The 18,574-nt window shown below is 64.3% G+C and carries 16 protein-coding genes; all 16 read left to right on the plus strand.

The window, feature by feature from the left end; translation table 11 throughout:
- The 16 genes from HY921_02515 to HY921_02590 all read left to right on the plus strand — a co-directional run bounded on the left by HY921_02515 (position 1) and on the right by HY921_02590 (position 18,573).
- Positions 1 to 963, plus strand: coding sequence for a radical SAM protein (locus tag HY921_02515; protein ID MBI5629740.1), 963 nt, complete (start codon positions 1 to 3; stop codon positions 961 to 963).
- Positions 938 to 1,408, plus strand: a complete 471-nt coding sequence (locus tag HY921_02520) for a hypothetical protein (GenBank protein MBI5629741.1) — start codon at positions 938 to 940, stop codon at positions 1,406 to 1,408. The genes HY921_02515 and HY921_02520 overlap by 26 nt, the downstream gene beginning before the upstream one ends.
- Before the next feature lie 263 nt (positions 1,409 to 1,671).
- Positions 1,672 to 2,091, plus strand: coding sequence for a hypothetical protein (locus HY921_02525; protein MBI5629742.1), 420 nt, complete (start codon positions 1,672 to 1,674; stop codon positions 2,089 to 2,091).
- A complete protein-coding gene (locus tag HY921_02530) occupies positions 2,088 to 3,050 on the plus strand; it encodes a hypothetical protein (protein ID MBI5629743.1) in 963 nt (320 codons plus the stop codon). The genes HY921_02525 and HY921_02530 overlap by 4 nt, the downstream gene beginning before the upstream one ends.
- A gap of 49 nt (positions 3,051 to 3,099) precedes the next feature.
- Positions 3,100 to 3,597 carry a hypothetical protein gene (locus HY921_02535; GenBank protein ID MBI5629744.1) on the plus strand — a complete coding sequence of 166 codons (498 nt, stop codon included), beginning with the start codon at positions 3,100 to 3,102 and terminating at the stop codon, positions 3,595 to 3,597.
- On the plus strand, positions 3,594 to 5,123 hold the full coding sequence (gene hxsB, locus HY921_02540) for a His-Xaa-Ser system radical SAM maturase HxsB (GenBank protein MBI5629745.1): 1,530 nt from the start codon (positions 3,594 to 3,596) through the stop codon (positions 5,121 to 5,123). Before HY921_02535 ends, hxsB (HY921_02540) begins: the two co-directional genes overlap by 4 nt.
- Positions 5,123 to 5,596, plus strand: coding sequence for a hypothetical protein (locus HY921_02545; protein ID MBI5629746.1), 474 nt, complete (start codon positions 5,123 to 5,125; stop codon positions 5,594 to 5,596). The genes hxsB (HY921_02540) and HY921_02545 overlap by 1 nt, the downstream gene beginning before the upstream one ends.
- Entirely contained in the window at positions 5,589 to 7,043 is a 1,455-nt protein-coding gene (gene hxsB / locus HY921_02550) for a His-Xaa-Ser system radical SAM maturase HxsB (GenBank protein MBI5629747.1), read from the plus strand. Before HY921_02545 ends, hxsB (HY921_02550) begins: the two co-directional genes overlap by 8 nt.
- A 14-nt stretch (positions 7,044 to 7,057) precedes the next feature.
- On the plus strand, positions 7,058 to 7,507 hold the full coding sequence (locus HY921_02555; GenBank protein ID MBI5629748.1) for a hypothetical protein: 450 nt from the start codon (positions 7,058 to 7,060) through the stop codon (positions 7,505 to 7,507).
- A 3-nt stretch (positions 7,508 to 7,510) separates the two neighbouring features.
- Entirely contained in the window at positions 7,511 to 8,620 is a 1,110-nt protein-coding gene (locus HY921_02560) for a radical SAM protein (protein MBI5629749.1), read from the plus strand.
- Positions 8,598 to 9,722, plus strand: coding sequence for a radical SAM protein (locus tag HY921_02565; protein ID MBI5629750.1), 1,125 nt, complete (start codon positions 8,598 to 8,600; stop codon positions 9,720 to 9,722). Before HY921_02560 ends, HY921_02565 begins: the two co-directional genes overlap by 23 nt.
- Positions 9,707 to 13,480, plus strand: coding sequence for a tetratricopeptide repeat protein (locus tag HY921_02570; protein MBI5629751.1), 3,774 nt, complete (start codon positions 9,707 to 9,709; stop codon positions 13,478 to 13,480). Before HY921_02565 ends, HY921_02570 begins: the two co-directional genes overlap by 16 nt.
- Complete coding sequence (locus tag HY921_02575) at positions 13,477 to 14,421, plus strand: radical SAM protein (protein ID MBI5629752.1); 945 nt, start codon at positions 13,477 to 13,479, stop codon at positions 14,419 to 14,421. The genes HY921_02570 and HY921_02575 overlap by 4 nt, the downstream gene beginning before the upstream one ends.
- A complete protein-coding gene (locus HY921_02580; protein MBI5629753.1) occupies positions 14,418 to 15,437 on the plus strand; it encodes a radical SAM protein in 1,020 nt (339 codons plus the stop codon). Before HY921_02575 ends, HY921_02580 begins: the two co-directional genes overlap by 4 nt.
- A complete protein-coding gene (locus tag HY921_02585) occupies positions 15,434 to 17,152 on the plus strand; it encodes a tryptophan 7-halogenase (GenBank protein ID MBI5629754.1) in 1,719 nt (572 codons plus the stop codon). The genes HY921_02580 and HY921_02585 overlap by 4 nt, the downstream gene beginning before the upstream one ends.
- A complete protein-coding gene (locus HY921_02590; protein ID MBI5629755.1) occupies positions 17,149 to 18,573 on the plus strand; it encodes a tetratricopeptide repeat protein in 1,425 nt (474 codons plus the stop codon). The genes HY921_02585 and HY921_02590 overlap by 4 nt, the downstream gene beginning before the upstream one ends.
- The last annotated feature ends 1 nt before the right edge of the window (position 18,574 follow it).

Here is an 18,574-nt window from a genome sequence, read left to right on the forward strand (position 1 = left end):
ATGCCCGATTTCCCCATCTGGCCTCAGTGCAACATAGGCTGTGTCTTCTGCTCCAACCCTGTGGAGGGCTTCCGCCACACCACCGACAAATACTCCTTCGAGGAGATCAAGAAGAAGCTCGAGGACTACAAGCGGGGCCTGCGCACCTTCGTCAAATTCGACGAGGTCCGGGACTACTTCAACCTCACCGGCGGGGAGCCCACCATCCATCCGGATTTCCTTAAAATACTGGCGCTCATCCGCAGCGAGTTCCCGCAGAACCTCATCCGGCTTTTGAGCAACGGCCGTATGTTTGCCTATGAGGATTTCGCGCGCCGGACCTGCGGGATAGCGGGGACTGCCTTCGAGGCCGCCATTCCCATGTTCGGCTACGATTCTAAAACCCACGAGAGCATTTCCCGAACGCCGCTCAGCTTCCGACAGACCACGCGCGGCCTTTGGCATCTCGAGCGCCACCGCAAGCCCGGCCAACTCGTCGAGATCCGGGTGATCCTCACCCGCATCCAATGCCGCTATTTGGACGGGCTCCTTGATTTCCTCTTGGCCGAGTTTCCCTGGGTAGATCGTCTGACACTTCTCTACGAGGAGATCGAGGGCTTTGCCGAGAAGTACCGCGAGGCGCTCAAGATTCCCATGTCCGAGGCAGCGGGTGCCGTGGACCGCAATTACGAGAAACTTCTGAGGTTCAAGGACGCCAGACTCTACCATTTCTCCCTCTGCACCGTGCCCACCCGGCTCTGGCCCATGGTTTGGAATACCTTGGCCGATTTTAAGGTCTCCTATCTGGAGGGCTGCCGCTCCCAATGTCTGTACCGGCCGCAGTGCGTGGGAGTGCACCGTTCCTACGTCAAGCACGCCGGAGCCCCGGACATCGCCCCGATCTTGAAGGCCAGGCCCGTGGTTCTGAGCCAAAATCCTTATCACCCCATCGAGTCCCTTGAAGAAAAAAGCCTTCCGCTTTAAGGCCGAGCCGCGGATGGGCCGGCTCCGGGTCTTCCGGCTTGGGGCCGACTCCAAGGCCTGGCTCGGAGCCTGTTATCTCATGACCGAGAGGGCCTATGTCGGCCTCGAGCTCAAGGGTGCAACCCCAAGGGCGACGCTTTGGCCCAAGCCCGGAAAGAAGCTGGCCGGCTTGGCCGAAGCCTTCTCGACCGCCTACCAGGAACAGCTCCGGGGATGGACTTTGGCGCGGAGAAATCGCAGAGAGAGATTTAAGCTCCGCGCTGCTGATGCGGCGCAGCGCATAAAGCCCAACGCAACTCCTGATGGCCTTGAACACCACGCCGCTGACGCGGCGCAGCGCAGGGAAATCTCCAGGCTGCTGGCCGAGGAGCTCCAAATGGCGGACCCCTTGGGGATTAGAACCCCATGGGACGAGGCCAGGGCCTTAGGGCTCGCAATGAAATAATATGACCAACTGGCCGGGGCAATTTTGGGGCGAGACGAGGATCGAGGAGCGAGCATACCCGCAACGGTATGTGAGTGACGAGAGACGAAGTCGCAGCCCAAAATTGCCCCGGCCCTCCGGGCAGGCCCATCTTCGGCCGATTTCTTCGTTGCTCGTCGGTCACAATGCGCTGCGGCATTGCTCCCTCCTCGCGCCTCGAAATCAACTCGAATCTGGGCCTGCCAGTTGGTCATATTATTTCATTGCGAGCCCTTAGGGCGGAAATGATTTCATTCAAGCGCGGCGGCGCCACCCTTCTCCTTCCCAAGTCATTCTACTCGCGGGAAAGCCTGGCGGCCGGGGCCTTGGCGGCCGGAGACCGGGCGCTGGTTTATCTGGAAGAGGGAAGCAAGGCTTATAAAATCGAGTTCAAATGGACGAAAGGCCGCGCGGGGATAGGCGGGCTCTCCCAACGACGGCGGGTGCAGGCCGTCGGCGAATTTCTCAACGAGGCCTTGAGCCATGCTTACCGGCAGAAAGTCGTGGCCTTCAACTTCAAACAAACCCAAGAGGTCTTCTCGCGCCTCTTGGCGCGAGGATTCGTCGCCGTTGCCGCCGATCCCCTCGAGGAGCTAGAGCCCCAGGTGCGCCTGGACCGCGAGGCGGAGGTGGGATCTCTCATGGAAGAGGCGCATAAATTATGACCGCAGGCATCGAGTCCTGGCAGGGGCCGCCGCGCCATGTCATGGCGCTGGAGCGCCACGGGAGAGCGATGAGCCTCGATGCCGCGCGGCGCGCGGCGGACTTCATCTTCGCCACCCCGAGCCCGGCTCTCAGCATCGAGCTCTGTGCGCGCAGCCTCGAGGCGGCCTGGCCCGCGGCCTGGTTCCTGGTTCAATACATTCAGCTCAGGGCCGAGTGGTCCAAAAGGGAAGTTCGCATGTTCCTGCGCGCGGCGGAGCCTATAGAACCCGCGCGCCTCGAGTTCTTGGGCGCCCGCAAGGTTATCCTGCGCGCAGATCTGGCCTTGCGCGGCGCTCCGGAGCCGGGAGTCCGGCCGCCATTTCCGGCAGCTCGAGCCCTGGCGGAGGTGAGGCGGGACTCCGCGGCCCCGGCGGCTTGGATGGATTGGCTCTTGGCCATGGGATTTTCCGCCGTGCTCCTGGCGCCGGAAGCGGGGCTTCTGGAGGCCGTCAAGGGCCGCAAGCTCTTCCTTGACTTCTATTCCCGGGCTCTCGACCAGCTTGAGCTGATCGGCCGAGACAAACTGGTGGAGGAGGGACAAGAAGCGTTCCTAAAGCGCCAGCCTTGGCACCTTCCCGGCCTGGACGTGCTGGGGGAGCTGGCCTACGGGCCGGAGGGGGATGTCTACACTAGCGAGTTCGCTTTGGGATTGGGGGATTCTCCGTTCAAGCTGGGGCGGGCCGATGAGCTCAAATATCCCGATCTGTCCCACAACGAGACGGTGCGGGCGTGCCTTGCGGCTTCTCACGCGGAGAATCAGCCGCGCTGTTTCCAGTGCCGCTACAAGGCCTACTGCGCCGTTTCTCCTTCCCGTCATTGGGCTCTGCAGTCCGCGATTTGGGGCCAGACTCCGTCAAGCCCCCTTTGCGCCTTGAACATGGCGCTTCTCGACTTGATTTCCCCACGCGACCGAGTTTGACTACCGGCGACAAACCTGATACGATTGTTGGCTGTTCCGGCATGAATTTATGACCTCTACGAACCCCAAGGACGCCTCCGAGCTGAGCCTGCGCCTAGACGTGAAGGCAGAGGGCATGGAGCCGATCCTCGCCGCCGCCTATCTCATGACCGACCGGGCCTACGTCCGCGTTTCTGGGGACCGGGAGAAGACCTTGGAGGTTTGCCTGGCCGCCAAGCGGCCGGAGTTTCTGTTCCCGGAGGCCCTGGCCGAGGCCTTCAAGCGCGAGCTCGCGACACAGAAGGTGCGCTGGGCCGTCGCCAAGAACAATCTGCCGGTGAGGGAATTCGTGGCCGAGCAGGCGGTGATGCTTGCCAACGGCCAGCTTCCGCCCGAGCCGCAGCCCGCAGAGCCGCCCCCGGACCAGCTCTCGGATGAGCAGCGCCGGGAGATCGAGAAGCTTATCGCCGAGGTGGAGGAGGAGATCAAGACCCTCAACCAGAAGAAGGCGGTGCCCGACCCGAAGAACATCAAGGCTTCCTGGGAAGAAAAAAGAAGCCTCTCATGAGCCGGCTGACCTCCCTTCCCGCCGGGACCTCCATCGAGACCCAGTCTCTGGGCCCATTTAATTTCCGCGACATGGGAGGCTGGCATCTTCTTACCAACGACTGGGGCCACCACTTCATGATGGAGGACTGCGATTTCAAGCGCTTCATGGCCGGCGAGCTTGCCCAAAACGAACCGCTTTGGCAATCCTTGAAGGACAAGGGATTTTTGCGGGATTTCCTGGACTTCAGGGCCTTGGCCGCCTCCTACGTCAGGAAGAACTCCTTCCAGTGGACTCCGGGCCCGAGCCTGCACATGATAGTGGTCACCTTGCGCTGCAACCAGAAGTGCCAATACTGTCATTCGAGCGTGGTCGATCCGTCGCGCACCGACACGGACATGGATTTGGAGACGGCGAGGAAAACCGTGGATTTCATATTCCGGACCCCCAACCCCACGCTCTGCGTCGAATTCCAAGGCGGGGAACCATTGCTCAATTGGCCGGTGGTGAAATTCATCATTGACTACGCCCAAGCCAAGGCCAAGGCCGGCAAGCGCAAGCTCATCATGGCCTTGGTCTGCAATTTCACCTTGATGACCGAAGACAAGCTCGACTTCCTCATGGACCGGCATGTTTCCATCTGCACATCTCTCGATGGCCCCGCCGAGCTGCACAACCGCAACCGCCCCTTTTTGGGCGGGGGCGAGGCCCAGCCCAAGGTGGTGCGCTGGATTTCGGAGATTCAAAAGCGCTGCCGCGAGGATGCCGACAAGAAGCATTATCTGCCGGGAGCCTTGATGACCACGACGAGGTTCTCTTTCCCATACTACCGGGAGATAGTGGATTTGTACGCGGGCCTGGGCTTGGAGCAAATATTCCTGCGTCCCCTGTCTCCGATTGGCTACGCCAAGAGGGTTTGGCACGAGATCGGCTATTCCGCCGAGGAATTCGCGGCTTTCTACGAGAAGTCCCTCGATTACATCCTAGAGCTCAACCGCTCGGGGAAATCCCAGATCATGGAGCGCACGGCCTTGATCCTGCTCACGAAGATTCTCAAGGGCGAGGACCCGGGCTTCATGGACCTGCGCTCCCCGGCGGGCGCGGTGCTGGGGTGCCTGGCCTACAATTACAACGGCGAGATTTTCGTGAGCGACGAGGGGCGGATGGTGGACCATCAGGGCGACCCGCTCTTTCGGGTGGGGGACGCAATCAAGGACTCCTGGGCGGACGTCATAGACCATCCCACGACCAGGGCCTGCGCCGCCTCCTCGACCTTGGATAATCAGCCCATGTGCTTCCAGTGCGCCTACAAGCCCTATTGCGGCGTCGAGCCGGTATTTCATTACGAGACGCAGAAAAGCGTCTTCGGGCAGATTCCCTCGAGCCCCTGGTGCGTTTCGCACATGGGGACTTTCGACGTTTTGTTCAAGAAGCTGCGGGACCCGGAGGCCCGGAAGGTGCTCGATGGATGGCTCGAACGCGACCAATGCCGCTGGCAAGAAAGTGGCCCGGCGCCCGCGGGCGTTGGGCAGGGAGAGCTGCTTTAATGGAATTTGAAATAGACGAAGAAGAGCGGACCGTGAGCTTCGAGGCCTGCGCCAAGGCGTATTCTTTGGATGCCGTGCAGATCTCGGCCCACATCTTCTCGGGGCGCGCGAACGTGTTCCTGGACCGCTCGGAGGATGCCTTCGAGCTCGCCTTGCAGTCCAAGAAAAAGAGCGCCGCCGCGGAGTTGGAGGTCCTGGCCAGGGAGTTCTTGAACGAGATGCTCAACCAGGAGTACCGCTTCGTGGTCGGGGCCTTCAACCGGAAGATCTCCAACCTCATCGTCACCCAGGCGCTTCTGGCGGCCCGTGGTGGGGAGGCGGCGCCCGCCTCGGGAGAAGAAACGGATGAGTTCAAGGTCTTCGCGGCCCGGCTCATGCGGGAGGCTCAGGAGGAGATCGCCAGGACCATGCCGAGGAAAATCGCGCCCCAGGGAGCCCCAATTCCGCCCCCGGCGGAGGATGCGAGTGTCTAGGCTGACCGAGCTCGAGACCCCGTCCGTCCCCAAGGCCGAGCGGGTCGCTCAGCACAATTTCCGGGTTCGAGGCTCGAAAGTCCTCGTCACCAACGAGGCCGGGGAGTTCGCAGCACTCTCTGCCGAGGACTACCGCCGCTACTTGACCGGAGAGATCGGGCCGGACGACACCCTGGCCAAGGGGCCGGGCGGCCTCATACAAAAGGAGTTCCTGAGGGACCAGCTGGATTTCCGGGTCCTGGCCGGGGCGAGCGTAGACAAGAACCTGCTCGATTGGAAAGGCCCCAACGTCCATACGGTCGTGGTGACTTTGCGCTGCAATTTCAAATGCGCGTACTGCCATGCGAGCGTCGTGGACCTTTCCAGAACCGACAAGGACATGAGCGTGGAGACGGCCCGCCAAGTGGTGGAGCTCATTTTCCAGAGCCCAAGCCCGTCGCTCATGATCGAGTTCCAGGGAGGAGAGCCGCTGCTCAACTGGCCCGTCGTGAAGTTCATCGTTGCCTATGCCAGGAAGAAGAACGAGGCGGCCAAGCGCTCCCTTCATTTCGGCCTTATCTCCAATTTCAGCCTGCTGACCGACGAGGTGGTCGCGTGGGCCGAGGAAAACGGAGTCTCCTTCTGCACATCCCTGGACGGGCCCGAGGATCTGCACAACCGCAACCGCATCCATTTGGGCGGCAATACGTACCAAGAGGTGACGGCCGGCCTGAGAAAAATCCAAGAGCGCAGGCGACAAGGGGCCAAGCTCGACGCCCCCAACGCCATCTGCACCGTGACCCGCCAGTCTTTGCCCCGGGCCAGGGAAATCGTGGAGGAGCTGTCGGGGCTGGGCCTTGAGCGCATCCAGGTCGGGCCGCTCGACCCCATTGGGTTTGCGGCGCGGGCTTGGGACAAGATCGGATACGGCGCGGAGGAGTTCGCGGCTTTTTACGCCGAGGTCCTGGACTCCCTGATCGAGCTCAACCGCAAAGGGGTGAAGGCCTACGAGAAAATGGCCCTCATTTTCCTCATTCGGATATTGGAGAAGGGCCATTGGCGCTTCCCGAACGCCGACGCGCTTTGCCGCCTGGCCTACAACCACGATGGCGACGTTTACACTTGCGAGGAGGGACGGCTCTTGGCCAACGAGGGGGACGAATTCTTCAAGATCGGCCGAGCGGGAGAGTCGAGCTACGCGGAGCTTTTGGACCATCCGACGGTAAGGGCCTCGCTCATGGCAGCCAGCCCAAATTGCCAGCCTCTGTGCTTCCAATGCGCCTACAACCCGTACTGCACGGTTTCTCCCGTTTTCAACCACCGGACCCAGGCCAGCCTCTGGGGGCAATTTACGTCCAACGCCTGGTGCGGGAAGATGATGGGAATTTTCGACGTTCTATTTGAAAGGCTCGAGGATCCGGAGGCCAGGAAGGTCCTCGAGTCGTGGCTCGAGTACAAGGACCGCTAATCGAGGAGGACGCCATGGCTGAGAAAAAACCGAAGGACAAGAGCAAGGGAAAGAAGAAGAAAAAGCCGGAGCTCTTGCCCCAGCTCAAGAAGGACGCCTCGGTGTTCCTAAGCAGCGAGGAGGGGAAAATCACCAAGGAGAACGTGGTCAAGACCGCGACGGCGCTTGGCATCATCGGCGCCGCCCTCTTGAAGGCCGCTCCGGCCCCCGCCCAGCACTCCAACTACCTCCACAACTCCGGCGGCACCGGCTCGCATGTGAGCCACGGCTCCCATGGCTCTCACGGCTCGCACGGTTCGCATGGCTCCCACGGCTCCCACGGCTCGCACGGTTCGCATGGCTCCCATGGTTCGCATGGCTCCCACGGCTCCCACGGTTCACATGGCTCCCACGGTTCCCACGGTTCACATGGCTCCCACGGCAGTCATTGCCGCGGCGGCTGGTGCTGCCCACGCTGCTTTTAACGAATGGCTGCGGCGCCGAATCATTTGGCGGTTTATCTTTCCAACCGCTGCAATTTGGCCTGCAGCTACTGCTATGTCTCGGTCAACCAGGGGGCGCCGGCTCATCTAAGCTTCGAAGACGTCAAGGAATCGGTGGATTATTTCCTGGACGAGGTGCCTGGCGCGGATAAGAAGATCACCTTCTTGGGAGGAGAGCCCTTCCTCAATTTCCCGCTCTTGGAGCGCATGGTCCGGCACGCGCGCTGGAGGGGCGGGGAGAGCCTGGTCCTGCAGACCTTCACCAACGGGACGCTCCTGACTCCGGAGAGGCTGGAGTTCCTCAACGACTACGAGGTCTACGCCACGATCAGCCTGGACGGAACCCAGCGCACCAACGACGCCAAGAGGTTCTTCCACGGCGACAAGGACCGCTCTGTTTTCGCCGAGGTGATGGCCCGGCTCAAGGACATCCCCAAGGACAATTTGGGCGTGAGTCTGGTGTTTAACTCCGGGAGCGTGGGAGAACTCCTGCCCAACATCGATTTTTTCTACCGCATGGGCTTTGGCCGCATCACCTTCAATCCCGAGCTCTACGAGGCGTGGTCCCTGGAAAGCTTGGAGGTTCTTAGGGGCGTGATGCAGGGCTTTGCTCGCTATTACCGCTTAATTTTGGAGAAGAACATGCGACCCTTCGTGATTCCCATCCTGTTCTCGGTTTTGGAGAATGCTCCTAAAAATGCCGCGGGTGAGCGTTGGTGGCACGACTGCCACAACGTGGTCCTCGGCCCGGACAAGCAATTCTACGCCTGCGACAAGGCCTTGAGCTTCCCGATCGGGGAGGCCGAGGGCCAGAAAGTGGGAAACGCCGCCGCGGGAATGGATTGGGACAAAAGGCAGGAGCATTTTCGCGAGGCGGCGCAGTACATCGAATCCCGCGGCTGGGGCAAGGACGAGTCCTTCTGCCCCATGGGCGTGTATTTCCACAGCCGCCAGGCGGGGGCGGATCCCCAGCCGGCGCTTGAGAATTTCCACAGGGTAGGCGAGCTCTTCGCCGAGAGCCTGGTGGGACTGGCGCGCGCGCTCGAGGGCCATCCGGTTTTTGAGGAGCTTTATGTCCGGCCTCGCCTCGTCTGATGCCCCGAGCCTTGCGGGGGGGCTTGCCACCAACAAGGAGATCCGCCGCTTCAAGGTGGCAATCAACACGGCGTGTCCCCTGCGCTGCGAGTACTGCTTCATAGACAAGGAGTCTGGCGAGGTCGTGTCCTGGCCGGTGGTTCAAGCCCTCATCGGCTTCATGCTCTCCTCCCCGGGCCAAGTAAAAAAGCTCCTGATTTACGGCGGCGAGCCATTCCTTAAATTCGACCTGGCCCGGGAGATTGCCCTCTACGCCAGGGCCCGGGCCGCCGAGGCGAAGAAGGACCTCGACCTATCCATATGCACGAGCGGGGTGTCGGTTTCGCGCGGACAGCTGGAGTTCCTGCGTGACCAGAGCTTCTTCCTGTCGGTCAGCCTCGATGGCGGCGCCGAGACCCATGACCGGCGGCGGAGGCTCAAAAACGGAGCTGGAAGCTGGGCCCGCATCCGGCCCAACCTCGACCGCATCTTCGATGTGATGGGGCGGCGCCGCACCATGGCCATTCAATGCGTGCACCCGGACAACGTCGAGCGCATGCTGGAGAATTTCCAGGCCTTGGTGGGCATGGGCTTCGAGAACGTGGAGATAGAGGTGATCCATGGCTTCGGCTGGGAGAAGGCCCGGACGCTTTTCAGGCCCATGCTCGGTAAGGTCCTGGAGTGGGTATGGTCCGAGGCCCGGGAGGGCCGGAGGCGCTTCCTGGTCTGTTCCTTGGCGCCCTTGATGCTCAAGGAGGGGGTGATCCTCGAGGACCACTGCCCCTTCCATTCCTCCATGGAATGCTACCCGGATGGGAGCTATTCCTTCTACCCCTTCGCTTTCGTGGACTGGGAGGGCCGGCGCCGCTCGGCGGTGGGAAGTGCCAAGGGGGGGGTGAGCGAGCGCTACCGGGCCTGCGCATTTTCCGCCGAAAGCCAGGCCTGCCGCAATTGCACCGCGGACTACTACAGCAGCCCCGGCATCAACCAGGGAAACGATCCCTACCGCTGGCGCACGGAGATGGCTCGCGCCTTCATGGACCGCGTGGCCCTGGCCGCCAAGAGCGATCCCATGATGAGAGAGTACTTGCGTGAGGCCTTGGTGCGATGCCGGATCAGTTGAGGCTGAGCGGGCCGGGTCTTCTGCCCACGGCCTTGCGGGGCCTTATTAAGGCCAACCTCATCCATCACCTGGCCCACACCGGAGGCCGCCGGACCCTCATCGAGATCGGCCGCTCCTGCCGGATCTCCCGCGACTTGGCGCCGGTTGGGGATGGCGCCGGGTCCCCTGCGCTGCGCCGCGCGCTTTTGCGCTTGTGCCTGACCCCCACGCCCGAACTCAAGGCAAGCTCCCGGGACTTCGCGGAGCTTGAGTTCCGCGCCAAGCGCCCCGGGGAAGCCCTCTGGGCCCGCGTCGGCCTCGGCCTCAACTACCTGAGACTATGGGATGGCGACCGCTATTTCGCGCGAGCCTTGGACTGCTTCGAGCGAGGCCTTCACCTTCATCCGGACTGGGCCTGGGGGCATCTTCTGCGCGGGGAGGCCAAGAGGTCGTTGTTGGATTATCGGGGGGCCCTGGCGGATTATGAGCGGGCCTTATCGCTGGACCCCTCGTGGTCTTGGGCCCACGCCTTCAAGGCCCGCGTTCTTTTTCAGGCCGGGACCCGGGAGGAGGACCTCTCCTGCTTGGACCAGGCATTGAAACTAGAACCCGCCTGCGGCTGGATGCTGGCTTGGCGGGGCGAGGCCCTCCGCCGTTTGGGGCGCCTGAGGGAGGCCGCCGTGGATTTCAAGAAGGCTTTGAGGCGCGATCCCCTCTATGACCAGGCTTATTGCTGGAACGCTAAGCTCCTGGAGGCCCGGGGCGAAATTCGCCAAGCGCTGGAATCCTTGGACCGAGGAATCGCGATTTGCCCCGACTTCGAGAAGGCCCACCGCCAAAAGGTCCGGGTGTTGAGAAAGCTGGGGGAGGTGCCGCGGGCCTTGCGGGCCTTGAACCGCGCCGCGAGCCTCAACCACAGGAATAATTGGCTCGGGGCCTGGACGGCCGAGGGCCAGGAGTCCAGTCCAGAGGCCTTGGCCGCCCTGGAGGAACTCGAGGCCTTCGGCGCCGAGAATTCCGGCCATGCCTGGACTCTGGCCTGGCTCGGGGAAACCTTGGTCCAGCTTGGGAAATTCGATCAAGCCCTTTCGTCCTTGGACAAGGCCCTGTCTCTGCCTCTCCCGCCCTCGGGCCGGGCCTGGGCTTTCTGCTGGAAGGGGGAATGCCTGTTGAGATCGGGGCGGGCACGCGAGTCCATCCCTTGTTTCAATCGGGCCTTGAGGCTGGACCCCGGCTACGCGCGGGCTTGGGCCTGGCGCGGCAGGGCCAAGGCCTTGGAGGGGTCATGGCGCGGGGCCCTCGCGGATTACCGCAAGACCCTCGCCGCGCGGCGCGTCGAATATTCCTGGATTTACGCCTGGAAGGCCGAGGCCGAGCTGGAGCTGGGGCTGTCCGGGCAGGCCCTCAAGGACTGCGACGCGGCCCTGGCCCTCGATTCCCGGCCGGCGGTTTTTCATTATTGGCGGGCCAAGGCTCTTTTGGCCGAAGGCCTTGTCGAGGAAAGCCGGGAAGAGCTGTTCCTCTCTTGCTCCGCAATGCAGACCTTCCCATGGCTCGAGGTCTGGAGGGCGGAAAAGGATAGGCGGGATGGGCTCTTCACCGAGGCCCTGAGCCGGCTGGCTCCGATCGTAAAAAGGCACGGCCGGCGCTTCCCCTGGCTTTATCTCCTGCGCTACCGCGCCAAACGAGAAGCCTCTCTGCCGGGAGCCCTGCGCGACGCGGACCAAGCCATGCGCCTGGACCCGGACTGCGCCTGGATTTTCGGCCTGGCTCCGGTTCCGGCGGCCTTGGAGCCGCAGGGGTCCCTTTTCCAGGATATGGAGGGCCCCGTGGGGCCTCACTGCGGCCCGGTCCTGGCCTACCGTGGGCAGGCGCGTCTCCTCAAAGGAGAGGTCGGCGCGGGCCTGGCCGATTTGCGCCATGCCGCGCGGCTCGATTGCGCTGCTTGGATTTGGGCTTGGCTCGGGGAGGGCCAGAGGCACGCGGGTCTTCCGCGGGAGGCGGTGCGGGATTTGAGCCGCGCCGTGGCGCTGGATTGTGGCTACGCGAATTCCTACTCCTGGCGCGGCACCGCCTATCTTCAGCTCGGGCAATGGGAAAACGCGGCCCGGGACTTGGACCTCGCGGTCCGGCGCCGGCCCACGGCCCGGGCGTGGCTCGATCGCTCGCGCCTGCGGCGCCGGCGGGGCGATTTTACGGGCGCCTTGGCAGATCTTCACGAGGCCGCGCGCTTGAACAGCGAACTTTCCTGGGACAAGACCACGCCGGAAGCCCTCCAGGGGGCTCTGGCGGAGCTGGACTTGGCCATGGCCCGGCATCCCGAAGAGGCTTGGTTTGCGGCCTGGAAGGCAGAGGCCTTGATCCGTCTTGGACGGCCGGCCGAAGCCCTGCCCATCTTGAGCGACGCGCTCGAGAAAAACCCCGGCATGGCCTGGGCCCGGGCCTGGCGGGCGGAGGCGAGGCTTTTAAGCGAGGGCTTCTCCTCGATGGTGGAGGAGGATATCCGGCGGGGCCTGGCCCTCGATCCCGAGTACGCCCGCCTCCACGAGCTTGAGGCCGAGGTCCGCCTGCGCCGAGGCGAACTTTCCGGGGCTCTGGCCGCGCTTCGGCTCGCCGGGAGCCTCAATCCCTATTCCTCGCGCATTTGCCTGGCCCGCGCCAAGGTTCGGCTCAAGATGGGCCGGCGGGGCCAGGCCAAGAAGGATATCGAGAAAGCCCTCCGCCTCTGCCCGAGCTTCGCAGAAGCCAGCCAGCTATTGGCTCGGGTCGAGTCCGGGGCGCGAGTCCGGATCTTTTCGCTGCTTCCCGGCGGCCCCGGAAAGTCCATGGAGTTTTTCCTCAATTATTCCTGCAACGCCAAGTGCGCGTTCTGCTTCAACCCTCCCGATGCGCTCCCGGAGCTCGAGCGCGGCTTGGGCTTCCAGGAATTGGCCGCGCGCCTCTGCCTGGGCTACGCCCGGGGCTATCGCGCCCTCAAATTCATCGGCGGCGAAGCCACCTTGCGCGAGGATTTGCCCAGGCTCGTGGCTCTCTCCCGGCGCATCGGGTTCCAATCCGTGCAGATCACGACCAACGGCCTGCGCCTGGCCGATCCCGCCTACGCCCGCAAGCTCGTGGAGCTGGGCGCAGACAGCTTCCGTCTCTCGGTGCACGGCGCGCGGGCCGAGGTCCACGACCCCCAGGTGGGCGTGCCCGGGGCCTTCGCCAAGGTCGAGCGCGCGGTGGCCAACCTCAAAGGGCTGGGGGTCCGGCTCGGAGTCAATACGGTCCTCAATAAGCGCAACATCGCTGACTTTCCCGAAACCTGCCGCCATTTCTTCGAGGAGTGGGGGCTTGACGACGTGATCGCCTACTTCATGCGCTATCAGGGCTTCGCGGCCTTGCCGGCAAACCGCGAGGCCCTGAAGCTCAGCTTTGGCGAAGCGGTCCCGCGGGTGCGCGAGGCCTTCCGCCTCCTGGCCGCTGATGGGGTCGCGGCTCGACCGGCCTTGATCCATTTCCCGCCCTGCGCCGCGCCGGAGCTAGAGCCCTTCATGCTGGATTGGACGCGGGTTCCGGGGGAGTCCGGCCAGGGTCAGCGCCCCGAGGACCTCGTGACCTTGCCCGACGGCTCGGGCGGGCTCATACACGAGGTGACCAATAGCGGCAAGGCGCCGGTCGCGGCCTGCGCCTCGTGTAGGCACGCCTCCCGCTGCCTAGGGGTCGAGCGCGGCTACGTCTCGCTTTTCGGCGAGGGGGAGTTCCGGCCATTATCCGCCTTGGAGGCCGTCAAGGCATGAAGACCGAGGAGGCGGTCCACGAGCTTTTCCTCAACTACGCCTGCGGGGCTAAATGCCCGTTCTGCTACAATCCCCCGCTCACCCCGGAGCTCTTGAGGCGCGATCTCTCCTTCGAGCAGGCGGCAGAAAGCCTGTACGCCGCGGCCGGGCAAGGGCGGCGGCGGCTCAATCTCCATGGGGGCGAGGTCACCCTGAGAGAGGATCTTCCGAAGATCCTTCGCTTGGCCCGGAAGCTCGGCTTTGAGCAGGCGACCGTGGTGACCAACGGCATCCGCCTCGGCCGCCGCAGCTACGCGGGGGAGCTGGTGGCCGCCGGCGCGACCCATTTTCGCCTTTCCATCCACTCCGCGGATGCCGGAGTTCATGACGAGATCATGGGAGTCCCCGGCGCCTTCGACAAGGCCCTGTCGGCGCTGGCGGTCCTGCGCGAGCTCGGGGCGGGGGTGGGCCTTAATTTCGTGCTCTGCCGCCGCAACGCGGCGGCTTTGCCGGATTTTCTGGAAAGATTCTGCGTCGGGCTGGCGGTCCCTGAGGCGATCGTCTATTTTCCGCATCTCAAGGGCATGATGGCCTTGAATGCGGACGCTATCGGTCTGACCTACGAGGAGGCGCTGCCTTCCGTCATGGCCGGGGCGGAGCGCTTGGCCCGGGCCGGCAGGAGCGAGGCCCTTTATCTGGCTAATTTTCCGCCCTGCGTCCTTCCGGATCTTGCCGAGCGCCTGCTCGACTGGGAGAGGGAAAGCGGGACGTCCTCGATGACCCATCCCGAGGGCTTCACCCAGGATCTCGAGCTGATGAAGGACGCCGCCCGCGGCCCGGTCGCGGCCTGCGCCGACTGCGCCTTGGCCGGGCGCTGCCGAGGTGTCGAGCGCGAGTACCGGCTTCGTTACGGGGAGAGGGAGTTCCTTCCCGTCCGCTGCGAGGGGGATATGGCTCTATGAATCTCCTGATTTTTCTCTCCAATCGTTGCAATATGTCCTGCGACTACTGCTTCCTGGACTTGAACCGAGGGCCGGCCGCGGTCCTTTCCCCCAAGGCCGGGCGGCGCGCCATTCTCGACCATTTGCGGCGGCCGGGGGCTCAATTTACCTTTCTCGGAGGCGAACCCCTCATCCATTACCCGACCCTCCTGGAGTTGGCGGGCTTCATCAGGAGCCGGGGCCCTGCCGGAATCCGGGTGGTGACCAACGGGACCTTGCTCGACTCTGAAAAGCTCGCCCGCCTGCGGGCCCTCGGCGCCGAGATCTCGGTGAGCTTGGACGGCTCCGCGGCCGCGCATGGCCGGCACCGCCGCATCCTCAAGGACCCGTGGGACTGCGCCCTCTCGGAGGTTTTGCGTCGGATCGGGCCCGAGGATCGCCAGGGCTTGAACGTCAGCATGGTGCTCCGCGAGGACACCGCAGGGCTGCTTTTGAACGGCGTCGAATTCTTAAGGCGCGAGGGCTTTCGGCGCCTGAGCTTCCACTTAGACGTTCTCGAGGAGTGGAGCGAGGCGGGGCTGGCGACCTTGCGCGCAAGTCTTGAGGGCCTCTCGCGCTACCTCCGGACCCTGGCCAAGGCGGAGCCCGCGGGACTTAAGCTCGACCGTCTGCTTGCCCTTGTCTCGGCCCCGCCGGACTGCCGGAACGCGGATCACCCGTACGAAGACCTGGTCCTGGGGGCGGACGGACGGTATTACCCCTGCGATGGGCTTTTCGCCAGGCCCTACGGGGAGCTCGGAGCCTGGACCGCGGGAGACTGCGAGAACGGCGTGGACTGGGGCTTGCGCGAGTCCTTCCACGAGCGGGCCCGGCGCTTCATCCACGAGCGCCTCGGAGGCCCCCGCGGCCATTGCCCGCGCGAAACCTATTTCCACGCATTGGCTTCTGGGCGCGACCCCGACTGCGCGGTGAGGGGGTTTCACCGGGCGGACGCGGCCTTTAGGCGGGCTCTCTCGGAGGCCTTGTGCCCGGCGTGAAACCTTGGGACCTGGTCGTGGTGGGCGCCGGGCCCGCGGGCTGCACCGTGGCCACCCTCGCCAAGAAATACGCCCCCGAGAGGCGTATCCTCCTGTTGGAAAAGAGCCCCGGGCCCCGGCACCACATAGGAGAATCCCTCCTGCCCGGTTTGGTGCCGGTGCTCAAGGAGATGGGGGTGTTCGAGAAGGTGGACGCGGCGGGATTTCCCCGCAAGATCGGAGCCAATTACCTTTGGGGCCGGGGTCGGGAGGTCTGGGAGAACGATTTCAACGACGTCAATGTCGGCGAGATGCTGAGGCGCCACGGGAGCCTCCCCGAGAAAATCGAGTACGCCTGGCAGGTGCGGCGCTCGCTCTACGACGATATCCTCCTGCGCCACGCCGAGGAAAACGGGGTCGAGGTCCGGCGGGGGGCGGCGGCGCTGAAAATTATAGAAAACGAGGGGAGAATCACAGGGCTGACGATTTCCACCGGCTCGGGCTTGCCCGAGCCGGTTTACGCAGGCCTCTTGGCCGATTGCAGCGGCCAAAGCGGCTTCTTGTCGCGCTTCCGCAAAATCCGCAGCTACAACCCGGCCTTGAAGAATGTGGCGGGCTACGCCTATTTCCGGGGCGCCGACTGGAAATACCGCTTCACCGGCCATCCGGACAAGACCAAGATATTCATTTGCGCGACCGAGGCCGGCTGGTTTTGGTACATCCCCATCTCGACGGACATCGTGTCGGTGGGGCTGGTGGCCGGCGCGGGCGCGCCGCGCCGCCGGGGGATATCCCTGCGTGAGCTGTATTTCTCGGAGCTCAAGAAGTGCCGGGAGATATGGCCTCTCCTCAAGAACGCCCAGCTCGAGAGGGATTTCGACGGGGCGGGCAGGGATTTCTTCGTCCAGAGCGATTGGTCCTACCTCAACGAGGCCGCCTCGGGGCCGGGGTGGCTGGCGGCCGGCGACGCAGCCGTGTTCGTGGATCCGATCCTGTCATCGGGCGTGACCTTGGCCCATCTGGGGGCGCACCGGGCCGCCTACACAGCACTTGCCCATTGGCGGGAGGAGAGTTCCGAGATGAGGTCCCTCCTCTGGAGGGACTACGACACTTTCTGCCGGGAATCGGCCGCTCAGTTCCTCTCCCTGGCCCTGTTTTGGTACGGGAACGACCGCCGGGCCGAGAGCTGGTGGGCGCGCGCGCGGCGGATCCAGAGGGCCTGGCTCCCGGTCGAGCTCGGGGACCAGAACGCATTCATCGCGGTCTCGGCGGGGCTCACGCGCCATTACGAAAGGGCTCTGTCGGCGGCCTCGGCCTTGGAGCCGGAGCCGGTGGCTCCCGGGGACTATCCTTTTTACGCCGCCGTCCTTGGGCGCGACTCGGCCCTGGAGGCCCTGGCGCGGGAAGGCCTTTCGGAGAACTGCCGGCCGCGCCTGTCCTGCCCCTACGAGGTTGAGTATTCCTTCATCCCGGATTGGGGCCGGGGCCGTCTCTTGGCGGCCAAGCGCGCGCGCTTCTTGAAGCACGACCCGGCCGAGGGCCTGGGGGACTGCTTCAACCCGCGTCGGGCCGTGGCCCGCCACCATCTCGAGCTCTTGAAGGACTTGGACGGCCGAAAGTCCTGGCGCCAGATCAAGGAAGGGCTCCCGGCCCGCGGCGTTCCCTCCTGGTGGGCCGAGGGCCCGGCCGCGAACTTCGTGAGGGAACTGCGTCTCCAGGGGGTCCTGGAGGCATGAGGGCCTACCGTCCCCGGGTTTCGGTCATGGCGGCCATGGCCCGCGGCCGGGCCTGCGTGGACGAGGGGCACATGGGCAAGGCCATAGCGGCCTTCGACGAGGCCGCGCGGCTTGACCCCCTCTGCGCCCAGGCCTACATTTACCGGGCGGGCCTCAAGCTCTTGGCCGGGGACGAGACCGGGGCTCTGGGAGATTTCCGGGCGATGTCCGGCATGGACCACTCCTATCTTCCCGCCTACCGGGATCTAACCACCCTCTCGGCCGAGGAATTCCCGCGGCTCATCCCGGCCGCTCAAGGGCTTTTGCGCCGCGCTCCCGATTGCGCCTGGGCGCGGGTTTTCCACGCATTCTCCTTGAGAAGCCTCATGCGCTACGAGGAGGCCGTAAGCGACCTCGACGCCGCGGTTGCCTTGGAGCCGGGCTCCGCCGCCTTGTGGGCCATGCGCTCGCGCGTCAAGCTCACCAACGCTGGGCGTTTTTACGATGGGGTGAGCGACATGGAAAGGGCCGTGGCCCTGGAGCCCGCCTGGGGCTGGCTGCGCTGCTGGCTCGGAGAGGCCCTGCGCCATCAGGGACGATTCTCCGAGGCGCTTAAGTCCCTGAGCCTGGGCCTCAAGCTCGAGCCGCGCTACCTGCGCGGCTGGGCCTGGCGCGGGGGCGTGCGCGTGGCCTTGGGCCAGCACCGGGAGGCTGTCGAGGACTTGTCCCGCTCACTCGCGTGGGATCCCATCTACAACTACGATTTCGAGTACACCGCGGACCAGAAGTCCTGGGCCTGCAACCAGATCATGGCGGCTTACAAGGGGCTGGGAGAATTCTCGCAGGCCCTGCGCGCCCTTAACCGCGCCCACGCCTTGGGCCCGCGCTACTCTTGGGTGTTCAATCCCAAGAATGACCCCGCCCTGTTCGAGGAGGGGATAGGCCAACTTTCCCGGACCTTGAAGACCCATCCCCGCATGGCCTGGGCCCTGGCTTGGAGGGGCTGGACTCATTGGCAGTGGGGCAAAAGTGCCGAGGCCTTGGCGGACATCGAGAGAGCCCTCCGTCTTTCCCCGCGCCTGGCCTGGCCCAGGGCCTGGAGGGGCAAGATTCTCCTGAGCCGCGGAGAGCCCGGCTTGGCGCGCGAGGCGCTCGACCGCGCCGTAGCTCTTAGCCCCGGATACGCCCAGGCCTGGGGCTGGAGGGCGGAGGCCCTGGCGGCCCTGGATCTTCCGAGGCAAGCGCTCCGCGATTTTACGAAGGCGGTCGAGCTCGATCATCGCGCGGCCTGGGCTTTCGCGGGGCGGGGAGAATGCCGCCGCCGGCTCGGCGATTTGTCGGGTGCCGTCGAGGATTTGGACCGGGCGGTAGGGATTTATCCGGAATACGCGCAGGCCCAAGCCTGGCGCGAGGAGGCGCGGCGGCTCCTGGCCGCGGCCTGAC

The sequence above is a fragment of the Elusimicrobiota bacterium genome, from assembly GCA_016218575.1.
In the GTDB taxonomy this organism is placed as follows: Bacteria; Elusimicrobiota; Elusimicrobia; order UBA1565; family UBA9628; genus JACRDN01.

Coding starts and splice junctions, on each gene's coding strand:
- HY921_02515 (MBI5629740.1), top strand. CDS start 1: ATGCCCGATTTCCCCATCTGGCCTCAGTGCAACATAGGCTGTGTCTTC.
- HY921_02525 (MBI5629742.1), top strand. CDS start 1,672: ATGATTTCATTCAAGCGCGGCGGCGCCACCCTTCTCCTTCCCAAGTCA.
- HY921_02530 (MBI5629743.1), top strand. CDS start 2,088: ATGACCGCAGGCATCGAGTCCTGGCAGGGGCCGCCGCGCCATGTCATG.
- HY921_02535 (MBI5629744.1), top strand. CDS start 3,100: ATGACCTCTACGAACCCCAAGGACGCCTCCGAGCTGAGCCTGCGCCTA.
- hxsB (MBI5629745.1), top strand. CDS start 3,594: ATGAGCCGGCTGACCTCCCTTCCCGCCGGGACCTCCATCGAGACCCAG.
- HY921_02545 (MBI5629746.1), top strand. CDS start 5,123: ATGGAATTTGAAATAGACGAAGAAGAGCGGACCGTGAGCTTCGAGGCC.
- HY921_02555 (MBI5629748.1), top strand. CDS start 7,058: ATGGCTGAGAAAAAACCGAAGGACAAGAGCAAGGGAAAGAAGAAGAAA.
- HY921_02560 (MBI5629749.1), top strand. CDS start 7,511: ATGGCTGCGGCGCCGAATCATTTGGCGGTTTATCTTTCCAACCGCTGC.
- HY921_02565 (MBI5629750.1), top strand. CDS start 8,598: ATGTCCGGCCTCGCCTCGTCTGATGCCCCGAGCCTTGCGGGGGGGCTT.
- HY921_02570 (MBI5629751.1), top strand. CDS start 9,707: ATGCCGGATCAGTTGAGGCTGAGCGGGCCGGGTCTTCTGCCCACGGCC.
- HY921_02575 (MBI5629752.1), top strand. CDS start 13,477: ATGAAGACCGAGGAGGCGGTCCACGAGCTTTTCCTCAACTACGCCTGC.
- HY921_02580 (MBI5629753.1), top strand. CDS start 14,418: ATGAATCTCCTGATTTTTCTCTCCAATCGTTGCAATATGTCCTGCGAC.
- HY921_02590 (MBI5629755.1), top strand. CDS start 17,149: ATGAGGGCCTACCGTCCCCGGGTTTCGGTCATGGCGGCCATGGCCCGC.